An 18452-nucleotide genomic window follows, 5' to 3' on the forward strand; every position below is an offset into this window, starting at 1 on the left:
GAAAGATTTTTAAACCGTTTTTTGGTATAATAAGAAGAATAAATTGAAAGAAGGAATTCCAAAAATGGGAAAAATTGAAGTTATTAATCACCCGCTGATTCAACACAAATTGTCAATCTTGCGTCGTACAGATACTTCTACAAAAGCTTTTCGTGAGCTAGTAGATGAGATTGCAATGTTGATGGGGTATGAAGTACTTCGTGATCTTCCACTAGAAGATGTGGAAATCGAAACACCAATTACAAAAACAGTTCAAAAACAATTGGCAGGTAAGAAATTGGCCATCGTTCCAATCTTGCGTGCAGGTATCGGGATGGTTGATGGGCTCTTGAGCTTGGTTCCAGCTGCTAAAGTTGGCCATATCGGTATGTACCGTGATGAAGAAACACTTCAACCAGTTGAGTACTTGGTGAAATTGCCTGAAGATATTGACCAACGTCAAATTTTTGTCGTAGACCCAATGTTGGCAACAGGTGGCTCAGCAATCTTGGCTGTTGATTCTCTTAAAAAACGTGGTGCATCAAATATCAAATTTGTCTGCCTTGTATCTGCTCCAGAAGGTGTAAAAGCCCTTCAAGAAGCTCATCCAGATGTAGAAATCTTTACAGCAGCCTTGGATGAACGCTTGAACGAACACGGTTATATCGTTCCAGGTCTTGGTGATGCTGGAGACCGCTTGTTCGGTACGAAATAAGATCGAAAAGAAGATTGACTTGGAAAAGGATTTCTAGTCGTGAAAGGAGGTTGAGTTTTTGTTTCTGTCTAATGAAAACAGAGCAAAAATTTGACCTTTTTTGACCAAGATATTATAATAGTCTTATCTTCAGTCATTTGACAAATAAAACTCAAAAGGAGAAATGAATGATTCCTGTAGTTATTGAACAAACAAGCCGTGGAGAACGTTCATACGATATTTACTCACGTCTTCTCAAAGACCGCATCATTATGCTGACAGGCCCAGTTGAAGACAACATGGCTAACTCAGTTATTGCCCAGTTACTTTTCTTGGATGCCCAAGATAGTACAAAAGATATTTACCTTTATGTTAATACACCTGGTGGTTCTGTTTCAGCTGGTTTGGCAATCGTTGATACCATGAACTTTATCAAGGCTGATGTCCAAACTATCGTTATGGGAATGGCTGCATCTATGGGGACAGTCATCGCATCAAGTGGAGCAAAAGGTAAACGTTTCATGCTTCCAAATGCTGAATACATGATTCACCAACCAATGGGTGGTACAGGTGGTGGTACACAACAAACTGATATGGCGATTGCTGCAGAACACTTGCTTAAAACTCGTAATACTTTGGAAAAAATCTTGGCTGAAAATTCAGGTCAGTCAATCGAAAAAGTTCATGCAGATGCAGAACGCGATAACTGGATGAGTGCTCAAGAAACACTTGAATATGGCTTTATTGATGAAATCATGGCCAACAATTCATTGAACTAATGATCAAAGAAGGCAAACTCGACTGGGTTTGCTTTTTTTGGTATAATAGGGAGAGATTTCTTAGAAAGAGGATTTATCATGTTTGAAAAAGTCAATCGATCTGGCTTGATTATCTATCTTTACTATAATCGTGATGTCAAAAAATTGCAGGATTATGGAGATATTACCTATCATTCCAAGAAACATCGTTACTTACAACTCTATGTTCCAACTCAAGAAGTGGAGCAATTGGTCGGGCGCTTGAGCAAGGAAAAGTTTATAAAAAAAGTCAGAGTTTGTCATATCCAAGAGCTGGAAACACCCTTTGTGGGCAATCTTTATCGAGAGGAAAACGTTATCATCGAAAAAGTTTAAGAATAGTGTTGACAATTTTCTGATAATTCGGTATATTCTTAACATGCTATTTATTTAAGAAATAAGGAGACAAAAAAGATGAAGAAAAAATTTGCCCTATCGTTTGTGGCGCTTGCAAGTGTAGCACTTCTTGCAGCCTGTGGAGAAGTGAAGTCTGGAGCGTCAAACGCTGCTGGTAACTCAGTAGATGAAAAGACAATCAAAATCGGATTTAACTTCGAAGAAACTGGTGCTGTAGCAGCCTACGGAACATCTGAACAAAAAGGTGCCCAACTTGCTGTTGATGAAATCAATGCCGCAGGTGGTATCGATGGAAAACAAATCGAAGTAGTTGATAAAGATAACAAGTCTGAAACAGCAGAGGCTGCTTCAGTAACAACTAACCTTGTAACTCAATCTAAAGTATCAGCAATCGTAGGACCTGCGACATCTGGTGCAACTGCAGCTGCGGTAGCGAACGCTACAAAAGCAGGTGTTCCATTGATTTCGCCAAGTGCGACTCAAGATGGGTTGACTAAAGGTCAAGATTACCTCTTTATCGGAACTTTCCAAGATAGCTTCCAAGGAAAAATTATCTCAAACTATGTTTCTGAAAAATTAAATGCTAAGAAAGTTGTTCTTTACACTGACAATGCCAGCGACTATGCTAAAGGGATTGCTAAATCTTTCCGCGAATCCTACAAGGGTGAAATTGTTGCAGATGAAACTTTCGTAGCAGGTGACACAGACTTCCAAGCAGCCCTTACAAAAATGAAAGGGAAAGACTTTGATGCTATCATCGTCCCTGGTTACTACACTGAAGCTGGTAAAATTGTAAACCAAGCGCGTGGCATGGGAATTGAAAAACCAATCGTTGGTGGTGATGGATTCAACGGTGAAGAATTTGTACAACAAGCAACTGCTGAAAAAGCATCAAACATCTACTTTATCTCAGGCTTCTCAACTACTGTAGAAGTTTCAGCTAAAGCAAAAGCCTTCCTTGACGCATACCGTGCTAAGTACAACGAAGAGCCTTCAACATTTGCAGCTTTGGCTTATGACTCAGTTCACCTTGTAGCAAACGCAGCAAAAGGTGCTAAAAACTCTGGTGAAATCAAGGATAACCTTGCTAAAACAAAAGATTTTGAAGGTGTAACTGGTCAAACAAGCTTTGATGCAGACCACAACACAGTCAAAACTGCTTACATGATGACCATGAACAATGGTAAGGTTGAAGCAGCAGAAGTTGTAAAACCATAATAGAAAATGTTGAAATAGGGAATGAGACTCGGACTCACTCCCTGTTTCGATGTTTAAGAACCTATCAAAAAGTGAGGGAAAACCCTCAAAATTATAAATAGAAAGAGTGAATCTTATGCTCCAACAACTAGTAAATGGTTTGATTCTAGGTAGCGTATACGCGCTGTTAGCCCTAGGATATACCATGGTTTACGGAATTATCAAGCTCATCAATTTCGCCCACGGTGATATTTATATGATGGGAGCCTTTATCGGTTATTTCTTGATTAATTCTTTCCAAATGAATTTCTTTGTAGCTCTTATTGTAGCTATGTTAGCGACAGCTATTCTTGGTGTCGTGATTGAGTTCCTTGCTTACAGACCTTTGCGCCACTCTACGCGTATTGCTGTTTTGATTACGGCTATTGGGGTTTCTTTCCTATTGGAGTATGGGATGGTCTATCTGGTTGGTGCCAATACCCGTGCCTTTCCTCAAGCGATTCAAACAGTTCGCTATGATTTGGGACCAGTTAGCCTAACAAACGTGCAGTTAATGATCTTGGCCATTTCCTTGATTTTGATGATTTTGTTACAAGTCATTGTTCAAAAGACTAAGATGGGGAAAGCCATGCGTGCAGTATCCGTAGATAGCGATGCGGCGCAATTGATGGGGATCAATGTAAACCGTACGATCAGCTTTACCTTTGCTTTGGGTTCTGCTCTTGCGGGTGCGGCTGGTGTTCTGATTGCCCTCTATTATAACTCTCTTGAGCCTTTGATGGGGGTTACTCCAGGTCTTAAATCTTTCGTTGCCGCGGTACTTGGTGGTATTGGAATTATTCCTGGTGCGGCTCTTGGTGGCTTTGTGATTGGTCTATTGGAAACCTTTGCGACAGCCTTTGGAATGTCAGACTTCCGTGATGCCATTGTTTATGGAATCTTGTTGTTGATCTTGATTGTCCGCCCAGCTGGTATCCTTGGTAAAAATGTGAAAGAGAAGGTGTAAACGATGAAGGAAAATTTAAAAGTTAATATTCTATGGTTACTCCTTTTGTTAGCTGGCTATGGCTTGATTAGTGTACTGGTTTCAGTCGGAGTACTCAACCTATTCTATGTACAGATTTTACAACAAATCGGAATCAATATTATTCTGGCTGTTGGTCTCAACTTAATCGTTGGTTTTTCAGGACAATTTTCACTTGGTCATGCTGGTTTCATGGCGATTGGTGCCTATGCAGCAGCTATTATTGGTTCTAAATCACCAACCTACGGTGCCTTCTTTGGAGCCATGCTGGTAGGAGCTTTGCTTTCAGGAGCAGTTGCCTTGCTTGTCGGAATTCCAACCTTACGTTTGAAGGGAGACTATCTTGCGGTAGCGACTCTAGGTGTTTCTGAAATTATCCGTATCTTTATCATCAATGGTGGAAGTCTTACAAATGGTGCGGCAGGTATCTTGGGAATTCCAAACTTTACAACTTGGCAAATGGTTTACTTCTTTGTTGTGATTACAACCATTGCAACCTTGAACTTCTTGCGTAGTCCAATTGGTCGTTCAACCCTCTCTGTTCGTGAAGATGAAATCGCTGCAGAGTCAGTCGGTGTTAATACAACTAAAATTAAAATCATTGCCTTTGTCTTTGGTGCCATTACTGCAAGTATTGCAGGGTCACTTCAGGCAGGATTTATTGGATCTGTTGTACCGAAAGATTACACATTCATCAACTCAATCAACGTTTTGATTATTGTTGTATTTGGTGGCCTTGGTTCCATTACAGGTGCCATTGTTTCAGCTATTGTTCTTGGAATTTTGAATATGCTTCTCCAAGATGTTGCCAGCGTGCGTATGATTATTTATGCTTTAGCCTTGGTATTGGTAATGATTTTCAGACCAGGTGGACTACTTGGGACATGGGAATTGAGTCTATCACGTTTCTTTAAAAAATCTAAGAAGGAGGAACAAAACTAATGGCATTACTTGAAGTAAAACAGTTAACCAAACATTTTGGCGGTCTAACAGCTGTTGGAGATGTGACTCTTGAATTGAACGAAGGGGAACTGGTTGGACTAATCGGTCCAAATGGAGCTGGTAAAACCACTCTTTTCAACCTCTTGACAGGTGTTTATGAACCAAGTGAGGGAACAGTAACCCTAGATGGTCACCTTTTGAATGGAAAGGCGCCTTATAAGATTGCTTCTTTGGGACTTGGACGTACTTTCCAAAATATCCGTCTCTTTAAAGATTTAACCGTTTTGGACAATGTTTTGATTGCTTTTGGCAACCATCACAAACAGCATGTTTTTGCTAGTTTTTTGCGCTTACCAGCTTTTTACAAGAGTGAAAAAGAATTAAAAGCTAAAGCCTTGGAATTGTTGAAAATCTTTGATTTAGATGGGGATTCAGAAACTCTTGCTAAAAACCTCGCCTACGGACAACAACGTCGTTTGGAAATTGTTCGTGCCCTTGCTACGGAACCTAAAATTCTCTTTTTAGATGAACCAGCAGCAGGTATGAACCCTCAGGAAACAGCTGAATTGACTGAGTTAATTCGTCGTATCAAAGATGAATTTAAGATTACGATCATGCTGATTGAACACGATATGAATCTGGTCATGGAAGTAACAGAACGTATCTACGTACTTGAATATGGCCGTTTGATTGCCCAAGGAACTCCAGACGAAATTAAGACCAATAAACGCGTTATCGAAGCTTATCTAGGAGGTGAAGCCTAATGTCTATGTTAAAAGTTGATAATCTTTCTGTGCATTACGGCATGATCCAGGCAGTCCGTGATGTAAGCTTTGAAGTGAATGAAGGAGAAGTTGTTTCCCTTATCGGTGCCAATGGTGCTGGTAAAACAACCATTCTCCGTACCTTGTCAGGTTTGGTTAGACCAAGCTCTGGAAAGATTGAATTTTTAGGTCAAGAAATCCAAAAAATGCCGGCTCAGAAAATCGTGGCAGGTGGTCTTTCACAAGTTCCAGAAGGACGCCACGTCTTTCCTGGCTTGACTGTTATGGAAAATCTTGAAATGGGAGCTTTCTTAAAGAAAAATCGTGAAGAAAATCAAGCTAACTTGAAGAAGGTCTTTTCACGCTTCCCTCGTCTTGAAGAACGCAAGAACCAGGACGCAGCTACTCTTTCAGGGGGAGAGCAACAAATGCTTGCCATGGGACGCGCCCTCATGTCAACACCAAAACTTCTTCTTTTAGATGAACCATCAATGGGACTTGCACCAATATTTATCCAAGAGATTTTTGATATCATTCAAGATATACAGAAGCAAGGAACAACCGTCCTCTTGATTGAACAAAATGCCAATAAAGCACTCGCAATCTCTGACCGAGGCTATGTACTGGAAACAGGAAAAATTGTCCTATCAGGAACAGGAAAAGAACTTGCTTCATCAGAAGAAGTCAGAAAAGCATATCTGGGTGGTTAAAAAGGTCCGGGGGACCTTTTTAATCGGTGGATAGAGATTGCGAAGCAATCATCGCATAGTCTGGGAGACTAGTTTAGGTTGTAGATAAAGATTGCGAAGCAATTATCTTATCCAGTGGATTGTTTTAGTCGGTGGATGAGGATTACGAAGTAATCATCAATTTAGTCCGGGGGACCTTTTTAGTCGGTAGATGGAGATTACAAAGTAATCTACATATATATTGAAAGCTTAATTTCTAATAATTAAAAAATCGAATGAAAGCTATCTTACTTTCATTCACAGAGCTCGATTTCAGAGCTCTTTTTGCTAGCTTATTCATACTTTTCTGAATTTTGAAAAAGAAATGTAAGCGTTTGATAGATTTACAAAAAGATTGTATAATAGGGATAAGAATAGAAAAGGAGAAGTCTCATGGCAGTTAAAGATTTTATGACCCGCAAGGTAGTGTATATTAGTCCAGATACAACAGTATCTCATGCAGCAGATTTGATGAGAGAGCAAGGCTTGCACCGTTTGCCCGTTATCGAAAATGATCAATTGGTTGGTTTGGTGACTGAGGGAACCATTGCACAAGCAAGTCCATCGAAAGCAACCAGTCTTTCTATCTATGAGATGAATTATCTTCTGAATAAGACAAAAGTAAAAGATGTCATGATTCGCGATGTTGTCACTGTTTCAGGCTATGCGAGTCTTGAGGATGCAACTTATTTAATGTTGAAAAACAAGATTGGTATTCTTCCTGTCGTAGATAATCATCAAGTATACGGAGTTATTACGGACCGTGACGTTTTCCAAGCCTTTCTTGAAATTGCTGGTTATGGAGAAGAAGGAATTCGTGTGCGCTTTGTTACGGAAGATGAAGTTGGCGTTCTTGGTAAGATTGTTTCTCTAATCGTTGAAGAAAATTTGAATATCTCCCATACAGTCAATATTCCGCGCAAGGATGGTAAGGTGATTATCGAAGTGCAAATCGATGGATCAATTGATTTACCAGCCTTGAAAGAAAAATTTGAAGCAAATGGTATTCAAGTGGAAGAAATCACTCGCACTTCAGCAAAAGTCTTGTAAGAAGGGAAGCCCAAAGGCTTCTTTTTTTATAGCTTCTTTTTTCATAAAAAAGGGATTATAGCAAAAGATGGAAAGAAATGATAAAATATGCTATAATGAAATGATGTAAAAAAGGAGTATTTATGGACATTTCAGTAATCCGTCAGAAAATTGACGCAAATCGTGAAAAATTAGCTTCTTTCAGGGGGTCTCTTTGACCTCGAAGGGCTAGAGGAAGAGATTGCCATCTTGGAAAACAAGATGACAGAACCTGACTTTTGGAACGATAATATCGCGGCCCAAAAAACGTCGCAAGAATTAAATGAATTAAAAAACACCTATAACACCTTCCACAAAATGGAAGAGTTGCAGGATGAAGTCGAAATTTTATTAGACTTTTTAGCTGAAGACGAGTCAGTTCAAGAAGAACTGGTAGAGCAGTTAGCCGAACTTGATAAGATGATGACCAGCTATGAGATGACTCTACTCTTGTCAGAACCTTATGACCACAATAATGCCATCTTGGAAATCCATCCAGGTTCTGGTGGTACTGAGGCTCAGGACTGGGGTGATATGTTGCTTCGTATGTATACTCGTTATGGTAATGCTAAAGGCTTTAAAGTAGAAGTATTGGATTATCAAGCAGGTGATGAGGCTGGTATTAAGTCGGTGACCTTATCATTTGAAGGGCCTAATGCCTATGGTCTTCTCAAGTCAGAAATGGGTGTGCACCGTTTGGTGCGAATTTCGCCGTTTGACTCTGCCAAACGTCGCCATACATCTTTCACATCCGTAGAAGTGATGCCAGAATTGGATGATACTATTGAAGTGGAAATCCGTGAAGATGATATCAAGATGGATACCTTCCGTTCAGGTGGTGCTGGTGGACAAAACGTCAACAAGGTTTCAACAGGTGTACGTTTGACCCACATTCCAACTGGAATTGTTGTCCAATCAACGGTCGATCGTACCCAGTATGGAAATAGAGATCGTGCCATGAAGATGTTGCAGGCTAAGCTCTATCAAATGGAGCAAGAGAAGAAGGCTGCGGAGGTAGATTCTCTCAAAGGTGAGAAAAAGGAGATCACATGGGGAAGCCAAATCCGTTCTTATGTCTTCACACCTTATACTATGGTAAAAGATCACCGAACTAGCTTTGAGGTTGCTCAGGTAGATAAGGTTATGGATGGGGACCTAGATGGTTTTATCGATGCCTATCTCAAGTGGCGCATTAGCTAAGATAGAAAGGAAGTCACATGTCAATCATTGAAATGAGAGATGTCGTCAAAAAATACGACAACGGAACGACTGCCCTACGCGGTGTTTCGGTCAGCGTTCAACCGGGGGAATTTGCTTACATCGTAGGACCTTCAGGAGCAGGGAAGTCAACTTTTATTCGTTCTCTGTATCGTGAAGTAAAAATCGATAAAGGAAGCCTATCAGTTGCTGGTTTTAATCTGGTTAAGATTAAAAAGAAAGATGTCCCGCTTCTACGTCGTAGTGTTGGGGTTGTCTTCCAGGATTATAAACTCTTGCCAAAGAAAACTGTTTATGAGAATATTGCATACGCTATGGAAGTAATCGGGGAAAATCGCCGTAATATCAAAAAACGAGTGATGGAAGTTTTGGACTTGGTTGGCTTGAAGCATAAGGTTCGTTCTTTCCCAAATGAACTCTCAGGTGGGGAGCAACAGCGGATTGCGATTGCGCGTGCCATTGTAAATAATCCCAAAGTACTGATAGCCGATGAACCAACAGGAAACCTGGATCCTGACAATTCATGGGAAATTATGAATCTCTTGGAACGGATTAACCTACAAGGGACAACTATTTTGATGGCGACTCATAATAGCCAGATTGTAAATACCTTGCGCCACCGTGTCATTGCCATTGAAAATGGTCGTGTCGTTCGTGACGAATCAAAAGGAGAGTATGGATACGATGATTAGTAGATTTTTTCGCCATTTATTTGAAGCCTTAAAAAGTTTGAAACGAAATGGTTGGATGACAGTAGCTGCTGTCAGTTCAGTCATGATTACTTTGACCTTGGTGGCCATATTTGCATCTGTTATTTTCAATACAGCGAAACTAGCTACAGATATTGAAAATAATGTCCGTGTAGTAGTTTATATCCGAAAGGATGTGGAAGATAACAGTCAGACAATTGAAAAAGAAGGTCAAACTGTTACAAATAATGACTACCACAAGGTATATGATTCTTTGAAGAACATGTCTACGGTTAAGAGTGTTACCTTTTCAAGTAAAGAAGAACAATATGAAAAATTAACTGAGACAATGGGAGATAACTGGAAAATCTTTGAAGGAGATGCCAATCCTCTCTATGATGCCTATATTGTAGAGGCAAACACTCCAAATGATGTAAAAACTATAGCCGAAGATGCTAAAAAAATTGAAGGTGTCTCTGAGGTTCAAGATGGCGGTGCCAATACAGAAAGACTCTTCAAGTTAGCTTCATTTATCCGTGTTTGGGGACTAGGGATTGCTGCCTTGTTAATTTTTGTCGCAGTTTTCTTGATTTCAAATACCATTCGTATTACCATTATTTCCCGCAGTCGCGAAATTCAAATCATGCGCTTGGTTGGAGCTAAAAACAGTTATATTCGTGGACCGTTCTTGTTAGAAGGAGCCTTTATCGGTTTATTGGGAGCTATCGCACCATCTGTTTTAGTCTTTATTGTTTATCAAATGGTTTACCAATCTGTCAACAAATCGTTGGTAGGGCAAAATCTATCCATGATTAGTCCAGATTTATTTAGTCCTTTGATGATTGCCCTACTATTTGTGATTGGAATTTTTATTGGTTCACTGGGATCAGGAATTTCCATGCGCCGATTCTTGAAGATTTAGGTAAAATAATTATTTTTATGAGGAGGTTGTAAAATCTCCTTTTTTGCTATAAAAATTTTAGAAAAGGGACTTCTAATACTCAATGGAAATCAAAGAGCAAACTAGGTAGCTAGCCATAGGATGCTCAAAATACTGTTTTGAGGTTATAGATAAGACTGACGAAGTCAGTCACATATATACGGTAAGGCGACGCTGACGTGGTTTGAAGAGATTTTCGAAGAGTATAAAGAAGTCGCTCAGAGAAGACTTCTTGATGGCTAACTTGAACTTGAAATTTGGCACTAGAAATTTTTTTGAAAAAAGAGTATTTTTTTGAATAAAAGCCTTTACAAAAAAAATTAAAGTGGTATAATTAAATCATAAAAGGTGCAAACGTTTTCGTAAAACGTTTGCCTAAATAAAAATAAAGGAGATTTGAATGATGAAAGATACATTCAAAAATGTCTTGTCTTTCGAATTTTGGCAAAAATTCGGTAAGGCTTTGATGGTGGTTATCGCGGTTATGCCGGCTGCTGGTTTGATGATTTCAATCGGTAAGTCTATCGTGATGATTAACCCAACCTTTGCACCACTCGTTATTACTGGTGGTGTACTAGAGCAAATCGGTTGGGGAGTTATCGTTAACCTTCATATCTTGTTCGCCCTCGCTATTGGAGGAAGCTGGGCTAAAGAACGTGCTGGTGGTGCTTTCGCCGCTGGTCTTGCCTTCATCTTGATTAACCGTATCACTGGTACAATCTTTGGTGTATCAGGCGATATGTTGAAAAATCCAGATGCTATGGTTTCAACACTATTGGGTGGGCAAATCAAAGTTGCTGATTACTTCATTAGTGTTATGGAAGCCCCAGCATTGAACATGGGTGTCTTCGTAGGGATTATTTCTGGTTTTATTGGAGCAACTGCTTACAATAAATACTATAACTTCCGTAAGCTTCCTGATGCACTTTCATTCTTTAACGGAAAACGTTTTGTACCGTTTGTAGTTATTCTTCGTTCAATAATTGCTGCAATTGTACTTTCAGCTTTCTGGCCACTTGTGCAAACTGGTATCAATAGCTTTGGTATCTGGATTGCTAACTCACAAGAAACTGCTCCAATCCTTGCACCATTCTTGTATGGTACATTGGAACGTTTGCTCTTGCCATTTGGTCTTCACCACATGTTGACTATCCCAATGAACTACACAGCTCTTGGTGGTACTTATGAGGTCTTAACTGGTGCAGCAAAAGGTAGCCAAGTATTTGGTCAAGATCCACTTTGGCTTGCATGGGTAACAGACCTTGTAAACCTTAAAGGTACTGATGCTAGTCAATACCAACACTTGTTAGATACTGTTCACCCAGCTCGTTTCAAAGTTGGACAAATGATCGGTTCATTCGGTATCTTGATGGGTGTGGTTGTGGCTATCTACCGTAATGTTGATGCTGACAAGAAACATAAATACAAAGGTATGATGATTGCGACAGCTCTTGCAACATTCTTGACAGGGGTTACTGAACCAATCGAATACATGTTCATGTTTGTAGCAACACCTATGTATCTTGTTTACTCACTTGTTCAAGGTGCTGCCTTCGCTATGGCTGACGTCGTAAACCTACGTATGCACTCATTCGGTTCAATCGAGTTCTTGACTCGTACACCTATTGCAATCAGTGCTGGTATCGGTATGGATATCATTAACTTCATTTGGGTAACTGTTCTCTTTGCTGTAATCATGTACTTTATCGCAAACTTCATGATTCAAAAATTCAACTACGCAACTCCAGGGCGTAACGGAAACTACGAAACTGCTGAAGGTTCAGAAGAATCTAGCAGCGAAGTGAAAGTTGCAGCAGGCTCTCAAGCTGTAAACATTATCAACCTTCTTGGTGGACGTGCAAACATCGTTGATGTTGATGCATGTATGACTCGTCTTCGTGTAACTGTAAAAGATGCTGACAAAGTCGGTGACGCAGAACAATGGAAAGCAGAAGGAGCTATGGGTCTTGTCATGAAAGGACAAGGGGTTCAAGCTATCTACGGACCAAAAGCTGACGTATTGAAATCAGATATCCAAGATATCCTTGATTCAGGTGAAATCATTCCTGAAACTCTTCCAAGCCAAATGACTGAAGCACAACAAAACATTGTTCACTTCAAAGGTCTTACTGAGGAAGTTTACTCAGTAGCAGACGGTCAAGTTGTTGCTTTGGAACAAGTAAAAGATCCAGTATTTGCTCAAAAAATGATGGGTGATGGATTTGCGGTAGAACCTGCAAATGGAAATATCGTATCTCCAGTTTCAGGTACTGTATCAAGCATCTTCCCAACAAAACATGCTCTTGGTATTGTGACCGAACCAGGTCTTGAAGTATTGGTTCACATTGGTTTGGACACAGTAAGTCTTGAAGGTAAACCATTTACAGTTCATGTTGCTGAAGGACAGAAAGTTGCAGCAGGAGATCTCCTTGTCACAGCTGACTTGGATGCTATCCGTGCAGCAGGACGTGAAACTTCAACAGTAGTTGTCTTCACAAATGGTGATGCAATTAAATCAGTTAAATTAGAAAAAACAGGTTCTCTTGCAGCTAAAACAGCAGTTGCTAAAGTAGAATTGTAATATACTTGAGGTTGGAAGCTGTATTCCAACCTCTTATTTTGGGAGAAAAGAATGAAATTTTTAACACTCAATACTCACAGTTGGATGGAAAAAGAAGCTGAGGAAAAATTCCAGATTTTGCTTGAGGATATTCTTGAAAAGGATTATGATTTGATTTGTTTCCAAGAAATCAATCAGGAGATCACATCTCCAGAGGTGGAGGTCAATAATTTTTATCAAGCTTTGCCAGCAGCTGAGCCGATTCATCAAGACCATTATGTTAGACTTTTGGTTGAAAAGTTGTCTGAGCAAGGGAAAAATTACTACTGGACTTGGGCCTATAATCATATCGGATATGACCGCTATCATGAAGGTGTGGCAATCTTATCTAAAACACCGATTGAAGTAAGAGAAATTTTGGTTTCAGATGTGGATGATCCAACAGACTATCATACTCGCCGTGTTGCCCTGGCTGAAACTGTAGTTGATGGTAAGGAGCTTGCAGTTGCAAGTGTTCACCTTTCTTGGTGGGATAAAGGTTTCCAAGAAGAATGGGCACGATTTGAGGCTGTCTTGAAAGAATTGAACAAGCCGCTTTTGCTAGCTGGAGATTTCAACAATCCGGCTGGACAGGAAGGCTACCAAGCTATTTTAGCTAGTCCATTAGACTTACAAGACGCATTTGAAGTTGCTCAAGAGAAAAGCGGTAACTATACTGTTCCACCAGAAATTGATGGCTGGAAGGGGAATACAGAACCCCTTCGAATCGACTATGTTTTTACTAGCAAGGAGTTAGCGGTAGAAAATTTACATGTCGTATTTGATGGCAACAATAGTCCGCAAGTGAGTGATCACTATGGCTTGAATACTATTTTAAACTGGAAATAATGACTGATACTCTTCGAAAATCTCTTCAAACCACGTCAACGTCGCCTTGCCGTACTCAAGTACAGCCTGCGGCTAGTTTCCTAGTTTGCTCTTTGATTTTCATTGAGTATGAAAAGAGGTTGGAATTCTCAAATTCCAGCCTTTTTCTGACTAGAAAAGTTACTGGAAATAGCCTAAATAAGTGGGATTACTGAAATGGAATAAAATGTGGTATAATTGATAGGATAGATAGAATCGAGGATATTATGTCATTTACGAAATTTCAATTTAAAAACTATATTAGAGAAGCCTTGGAGGAGCTGAAATTTACAACTCCAACAGAGGTGCAAGATAAGTTGATTCCTATTGTTTTGGCAGGTCGTGACCTAGTCGGTGAATCAAAAACAGGTTCAGGTAAGACTCACACTTTCTTGTTACCGATTTTCCAGCAACTAGATGAAGCCAGCGATAGTGTACAAGCAGTGATTACTGCACCGAGTCGTGAGTTGGCTACTCAAATTTACCAAGCAGCCCGTCAGATTGCTGCCCACTCAGATGTCGAAGTTCGTGTGGTTAATTATGTGGGTGGTACGGATAAGGCTCGCCAGATTGAGAAATTGGCAAGCAATCAGCCTCATATTGTTATTGGAACGCCAGGCCGTATTTATGACTTAGTTAAGTCTGGTGACCTAGCTATTCACAAGGCTAAGACCTTTGTGGTCGATGAGGCAGACATGACCTTGGATATGGGATTCTTAGAAACTGTTGATAAGATTGCTGGAAGCCTTCCAAAAGACCTGCAATTCATGGTCTTCTCAGCGACTATTCCACAAAAACTGCAACCATTCTTGAAAAAATACTTATCAAATCCTGTCATGGAGAAAATCAAGACCAAAACGGTCATTTCTGATACCATTGATAATTGGTTGATTTCTACTAAGGGACGTGACAAGAATGCTCAAATTTACCAGTTGACTCAGTTGATGCAACCCTATTTGGCAATGATTTTTGTTAACACTAAAACGCGTGCTGATGAATTACATTCATATCTGACTGCTCAAGGCTTGAAGGTGGCAAAAATTCATGGGGATATTGCCCCTCGTGAGCGCAAGCGTATCATGAATCAAGTGAAAAATCTGGATTTTGAGTATATTGTCGCAACAGATTTGGCAGCGCGTGGAATTGACATTGAAGGTGTTAGTCATGTCATCAATGATGCCATTCCACAAGATTTATCCTTCTTTGTGCACCGTGTTGGTCGAACTGGACGAAACGGCCTACCAGGTACAGCTATTACCCTTTACCAGCCAAGTGATGACTCGGATATCCGTGAGTTGGAGAAATTAGGAATTAAATTTACTCCGAAGATGGTCAAAGACGGGGAATTTCAAGATACTTATGACCGTGATCGTCGTGCCAACCGTGAGAAAAAACAAGATAAACTTGATATCGAAATGATTGGTTTGGTTAAAAAGAAAAAGAAAAAAGTCAAACCAGGTTATAAGAAAAAAATTAAATGGGCGGTTGATGAAAAACGTCGCAAAACCAAGCGTGCTGAAAATCGCGCTCGCGGTCGTGCAGAGCGTAAAGCAAAACGCCAAACATTTTAATAGCAATTGTTGGAGTGTTGAGCTCCAACTTTTTAATTATGTGACTTTCAGTCCGTCTCGCTCCGTTAGGTGCGAGACAAAAAAACCACTCGCTATGCGGGTGCGCGTCGAAGGTTATACCAAAAAACTCCGAACGCGATACAATAAAGGTGTTCAAGCCAATTGTAAAGCGAAAGGAGAAAAATATGGCACAAAAGGTTCATAGTTTATCGTACACAAAGTAGTTTATCACATTCGAATCACAAAAAATTTTAAAAAATGGCAATATTTGTTAACAAGAATTTTGTCGTTTGTTATAATGTAGTTGTAAATGATTAAGATTGGTAATCAAACATATATAGGGAGGAATGTTTTGAATAAGAAATATAATATAGTTCTATTTTTGTTGTTTATAGTTTATTTATTGGGATATTTTTCAATTTCAAAAACTTTCATTCCTATAATGTGTGTGATCCAAGTATTTTTGATAGAACATATATTTAGAGTTCGAAATAGAATGATGCAAATAGGTGAAATTTTAATTATTCTTGCTTCTATAATATTATTTATTGATAGTATATTGAGTTTGTAACAAAAGGCTTCTCTATAAAATCAAATTTTCCAGATACCTGCTGAAGCTGATTTATCATCTCATCTTTCTTCTACTATCTACGTCACTAAACTTGACAGACATATATTGCAGGTACAACCTCTCTACCTACAATCTTACAGGTTAGTTTCTTAGTTTGTTATTTGATTTTCGTTGAATTTTATTTGATAAAAAGAAATGCTCCTCCAAGACGGAAGAGCATCTTTTATTGTGATTTTGATTCGGTTTCTGCCGACTCGGGATGGAGTTCTTGGTAACTTGGTGCCTTGAAAAGGTCAGTACTAGTTTTGCCTTGTCGTTGGCTAAAAAGACTAGTTGACTGACTACCTTTTTCCTGCTCAATCTTTTGAAGAATTGGTAAAGAATTGAGGTAAGAAATACTTTCAGTATCAACTTTTCCAAGATGATCTGCTTGGTAGAAACGGATCAAATCGCCAGTTTGAATCTGGTCGCTGATTTTCAGTTGTTGACTGGCTGCCTGCCGAACGCTTTCCAGTTCAGTCTGAGTTTGTTCATCAAGATTACTGATTTCAAGACCACTTTCAGTATAGTAGGTTCGTCCGTCGTAGCTGGTGTATTTTGGTGTGACGAAGGAATTGGCAGTCCGAAAGGCAACGATTTCTTGATGATCTGGAGACAGAAGGTCTTGGCCGACTTGAAGAAAGGAACTGGACTCAATACCAAGGAGGTGTTCGAGAGTCGGTAAGATATCGATTTGTCCACCGTAGGTATTGATGATTTGCCCCTTTTCATAACCAGGCATGACCACCATAAAAGGCACTCGTTGCAACATGGCATTGTCGTAATTAGACCAGTTCTCAGAAGTCTTTCCAATCAAGGGTGCCAGCTCAGGATTTCGGGAGTTGGAAATACCATAATGGTCTCCGTAGATGACGATGATAGATTTTTCATAGAGGCCACTTTCTTTGAGATAGTCAAAGAAGGCCTTGATAGCACTATCCAGATAGTTGGCGGTTTGGAAGTAGCCATTGATCGTTTCATCTTTGGTTTTAGCCAGTGGGAAACCAAGCTCATCGCCTGTCAGATTGCTAGCATAGGGATAGTGATTGGACACCGTGATATACTTGGCATAAAAAGGCTGCTGCAAATGCTCCAGATACTGGATAGAATCTTTCATCATGATTTTATCATTTAAACCATATTGGAAAGAATTGCTACTGTCTTGCTTGGTGAAGTAGGATGCATCAAAGAAGTATTGATAGCCCCATTGTTTGTAGGTCGTATTTCGATTCCAGAAGGTCCCGATATTGCCGTGAAAGACAGCACTTGATTGGTAGCCATTTTTTGATAGGATAAAAGGAGCTGCCTGCTGGGTATTGGTGCCACCGTAATTGACCATAAAGGAACCTTGGTCAAGTCCAAACAAACCAGTCTCCAGCATGGTTTCTGCATCTGAGGTTTTACCAGCCTTGACTTGGTTAAAGATATTCGAAAAGGCTAGGGTAGATTGCGAATGGTAGAGGGAATTTAGGAAGGGAGTGACTTCATGCTCAGTTCCATCTAGGTTGAGTTTATAGTCAAGCAGGAACTGTTGGAAACTCTCCAAGTGGAGATAAATCACATTTTTTCCTTTGGCTAAGCCAAAATAGTCTGGATTGGGCTTAGCCGAATGCTCTTGAATATAATCTGTAATAGGTTGAAGGTCAGTCTCAGAGGCCTTAGCACGTTCTTTATTAGCGCTATAGGATTGGTTGGCACTATAACCTAGAAAAGCTGGTAAACTGAGGGCGCGGACAACATAATAATTCGAAAATCCTCGCGATAGGAGATCGGGACGCTCGATTTCAGCCAAAAAAAGATTAGCTGAAAAGAGCAGGGCTGAGAGAGCAGTGATGGCAATACTGGAGCGAAATTTGAAAGGTCTCCTATCCAAATGGATGAATTTTTTATAGAAAAGGAAAGTCAGCAGTGGGAAATCCATAAAATAGATGAAATCCCAAGGACGCAGTAACTCTAGTTCTGCAGTGCCGACAGACACCTTGCTGACCACCTTCATGGTATTAGCCGTGATAAAGTCGCTAAATTCTCGATAGTAAAAGACATTGGAATAGAGCCAAATGAATAAAAGGCTATAAATAGCTATACTCAGACCATAAAAGATCTTAGTTGAGCGAGCATAGAGGGCTAGAGCCAGCAGGAGTAGTCCTAGAGGAAGGGGGTTGAAAAAGGCGATAAAGGCAAGGTAATTTCCCTGCAACTTGCCTACTTGAATATCTAAATTAAAGTCAACGGCATAGGCTAATAAGGTTTTGAGCCAATAGAGGATTAAAAGGGTTAGGACAAAACCCAGTCTGGTACCGACGGCTTTTTGGATTTTGTTAAAATTGCTTTTCACACATTTACTTCCTAATTTTTTATTAGTATTAGTATACCATTTTTTAAAAGAAGAGTAAAAAAGCAAGGGTAGT

Annotated in this window: 17 protein-coding genes; 16 read left to right on the top strand and 1 reads right to left on the bottom strand. The window is 39.8% G+C overall.

Going from position 1 to position 18452, the window contains the following annotated elements:
* Positions 1–64: 64 nt before the first annotated feature.
* The 16 genes from upp (at position 65) to HT724_RS10475 (ending at position 16005) form a co-directional block, all read left to right on the top strand.
* Complete coding sequence (upp, locus tag HT724_RS05280) at positions 65–694, top strand: uracil phosphoribosyltransferase (protein WP_000515974.1); 630 nt, start codon at positions 65–67, stop codon at positions 692–694.
* Positions 695–861: 167 nt separating this feature from the next.
* Positions 862–1452 (top strand): ATP-dependent Clp protease proteolytic subunit ClpP, encoded by a 591-nt coding sequence (gene clpP / locus HT724_RS05285; RefSeq protein WP_000613475.1) that lies wholly within the window; start codon positions 862–864, stop codon positions 1450–1452.
* Positions 1453–1530: 78 nt separating this feature from the next.
* The gene (locus tag HT724_RS05290; protein ID WP_173276668.1) at positions 1531–1806 is read left to right on the top strand and encodes a YlbG family protein; all 276 of its coding nucleotides are present in this window, start codon (positions 1531–1533) and stop codon (positions 1804–1806) included.
* Between the two features lie 78 nt (positions 1807–1884).
* Entirely contained in the window at positions 1885–3045 is a 1161-nt protein-coding gene (locus HT724_RS05295; protein ID WP_173276667.1) for an ABC transporter substrate-binding protein, read from the top strand.
* A gap of 115 nt (positions 3046–3160) precedes the next feature.
* Entirely contained in the window at positions 3161–4030 is an 870-nt protein-coding gene (locus tag HT724_RS05300; protein WP_000941427.1) for a branched-chain amino acid ABC transporter permease, read from the top strand.
* Between the two features lie 3 nt (positions 4031–4033).
* On the top strand, positions 4034–4990 hold the full coding sequence (locus tag HT724_RS05305) for a branched-chain amino acid ABC transporter permease (RefSeq protein ID WP_000662290.1): 957 nt from the start codon (positions 4034–4036) through the stop codon (positions 4988–4990).
* Positions 4990–5754, top strand: a complete 765-nt coding sequence (locus HT724_RS05310) for an ABC transporter ATP-binding protein (RefSeq protein ID WP_173276666.1) — start codon at positions 4990–4992, stop codon at positions 5752–5754. Before HT724_RS05305 ends, HT724_RS05310 begins: the two co-directional genes overlap by 1 nt.
* Positions 5754–6464: an ABC transporter ATP-binding protein gene (locus HT724_RS05315; protein WP_000062200.1), complete on the top strand. Its 711-nt coding sequence runs from the start codon at positions 5754–5756 to the stop codon at positions 6462–6464. The genes HT724_RS05310 and HT724_RS05315 overlap by 1 nt, the downstream gene beginning before the upstream one ends.
* A 411-nt stretch (positions 6465–6875) precedes the next feature.
* The gene (locus HT724_RS05320; RefSeq protein ID WP_000268665.1) at positions 6876–7532 is read left to right on the top strand and encodes a CBS domain-containing protein; all 657 of its coding nucleotides are present in this window, start codon (positions 6876–6878) and stop codon (positions 7530–7532) included.
* Between the two features lie 122 nt (positions 7533–7654).
* A protein-coding gene (gene prfB / locus HT724_RS05325) for a peptide chain release factor 2 (protein ID WP_100127798.1) occupies positions 7655–8750 on the top strand; the annotation gives its coding sequence in 2 pieces (ribosomal slippage) (positions 7655–7726 and positions 7728–8750; 1095 coding nt in all).
* 17 nt (positions 8751–8767) lie between these two features.
* Positions 8768–9460 carry a cell division ATP-binding protein FtsE gene (ftsE, locus tag HT724_RS05330; RefSeq protein ID WP_000022265.1) on the top strand — a complete coding sequence of 231 codons (693 nt, stop codon included), beginning with the start codon at positions 8768–8770 and terminating at the stop codon, positions 9458–9460.
* Positions 9453–10379: a permease-like cell division protein FtsX gene (ftsX, locus tag HT724_RS05335; RefSeq protein WP_000625541.1), complete on the top strand. Its 927-nt coding sequence runs from the start codon at positions 9453–9455 to the stop codon at positions 10377–10379. The genes ftsE and ftsX overlap by 8 nt, the downstream gene beginning before the upstream one ends.
* A gap of 418 nt (positions 10380–10797) precedes the next feature.
* Positions 10798–12978 (top strand): PTS transporter subunit IIBC, encoded by a 2181-nt coding sequence (locus tag HT724_RS05340; protein WP_173276665.1) that lies wholly within the window; start codon positions 10798–10800, stop codon positions 12976–12978.
* Between the two features lie 51 nt (positions 12979–13029).
* Positions 13030–13845: an endonuclease/exonuclease/phosphatase family protein gene (locus HT724_RS05345; RefSeq protein ID WP_173276664.1), complete on the top strand. Its 816-nt coding sequence runs from the start codon at positions 13030–13032 to the stop codon at positions 13843–13845.
* 245 nt (positions 13846–14090) lie between these two features.
* On the top strand, positions 14091–15434 hold the full coding sequence (locus HT724_RS05350; RefSeq protein WP_173276663.1) for a DEAD/DEAH box helicase: 1344 nt from the start codon (positions 14091–14093) through the stop codon (positions 15432–15434).
* Between the two features lie 310 nt (positions 15435–15744).
* Positions 15745–16005 (top strand): hypothetical protein, encoded by a 261-nt coding sequence (locus tag HT724_RS10475; protein WP_345789583.1) that lies wholly within the window; start codon positions 15745–15747, stop codon positions 16003–16005.
* A gap of 223 nt (positions 16006–16228) precedes the next feature.
* Here HT724_RS10475 and HT724_RS05355 read toward each other — a convergent pair whose 3' ends face one another.
* Complete coding sequence (locus tag HT724_RS05355; protein ID WP_173276662.1) at positions 16229–18379, bottom strand: sulfatase-like hydrolase/transferase; 2151 nt, start codon at positions 18377–18379, stop codon at positions 16229–16231.
* Positions 18380–18452: the final 73 nt, after the last annotated feature.

This window comes from Streptococcus sp. k-402, from assembly GCF_013277515.1.
Classification (GTDB): Bacteria; Bacillota; Bacilli; order Lactobacillales; family Streptococcaceae; genus Streptococcus.

Coding starts and splice junctions, on each gene's coding strand:
- upp (WP_000515974.1), top strand. CDS start 65: ATGGGAAAAATTGAAGTTATTAATCACCCGCTGATTCAACACAAATTG.
- clpP (WP_000613475.1), top strand. CDS start 862: ATGATTCCTGTAGTTATTGAACAAACAAGCCGTGGAGAACGTTCATAC.
- HT724_RS05290 (WP_173276668.1), top strand. CDS start 1,531: ATGTTTGAAAAAGTCAATCGATCTGGCTTGATTATCTATCTTTACTAT.
- HT724_RS05295 (WP_173276667.1), top strand. CDS start 1,885: ATGAAGAAAAAATTTGCCCTATCGTTTGTGGCGCTTGCAAGTGTAGCA.
- HT724_RS05300 (WP_000941427.1), top strand. CDS start 3,161: ATGCTCCAACAACTAGTAAATGGTTTGATTCTAGGTAGCGTATACGCG.
- HT724_RS05305 (WP_000662290.1), top strand. CDS start 4,034: ATGAAGGAAAATTTAAAAGTTAATATTCTATGGTTACTCCTTTTGTTA.
- HT724_RS05310 (WP_173276666.1), top strand. CDS start 4,990: ATGGCATTACTTGAAGTAAAACAGTTAACCAAACATTTTGGCGGTCTA.
- HT724_RS05315 (WP_000062200.1), top strand. CDS start 5,754: ATGTCTATGTTAAAAGTTGATAATCTTTCTGTGCATTACGGCATGATC.
- HT724_RS05320 (WP_000268665.1), top strand. CDS start 6,876: ATGGCAGTTAAAGATTTTATGACCCGCAAGGTAGTGTATATTAGTCCA.
- ftsE (WP_000022265.1), top strand. CDS start 8,768: ATGTCAATCATTGAAATGAGAGATGTCGTCAAAAAATACGACAACGGA.
- ftsX (WP_000625541.1), top strand. CDS start 9,453: ATGATTAGTAGATTTTTTCGCCATTTATTTGAAGCCTTAAAAAGTTTG.
- HT724_RS05340 (WP_173276665.1), top strand. CDS start 10,798: ATGATGAAAGATACATTCAAAAATGTCTTGTCTTTCGAATTTTGGCAA.
- HT724_RS05345 (WP_173276664.1), top strand. CDS start 13,030: ATGAAATTTTTAACACTCAATACTCACAGTTGGATGGAAAAAGAAGCT.
- HT724_RS05350 (WP_173276663.1), top strand. CDS start 14,091: ATGTCATTTACGAAATTTCAATTTAAAAACTATATTAGAGAAGCCTTG.
- HT724_RS10475 (WP_345789583.1), top strand. CDS start 15,745: ATGATTAAGATTGGTAATCAAACATATATAGGGAGGAATGTTTTGAAT.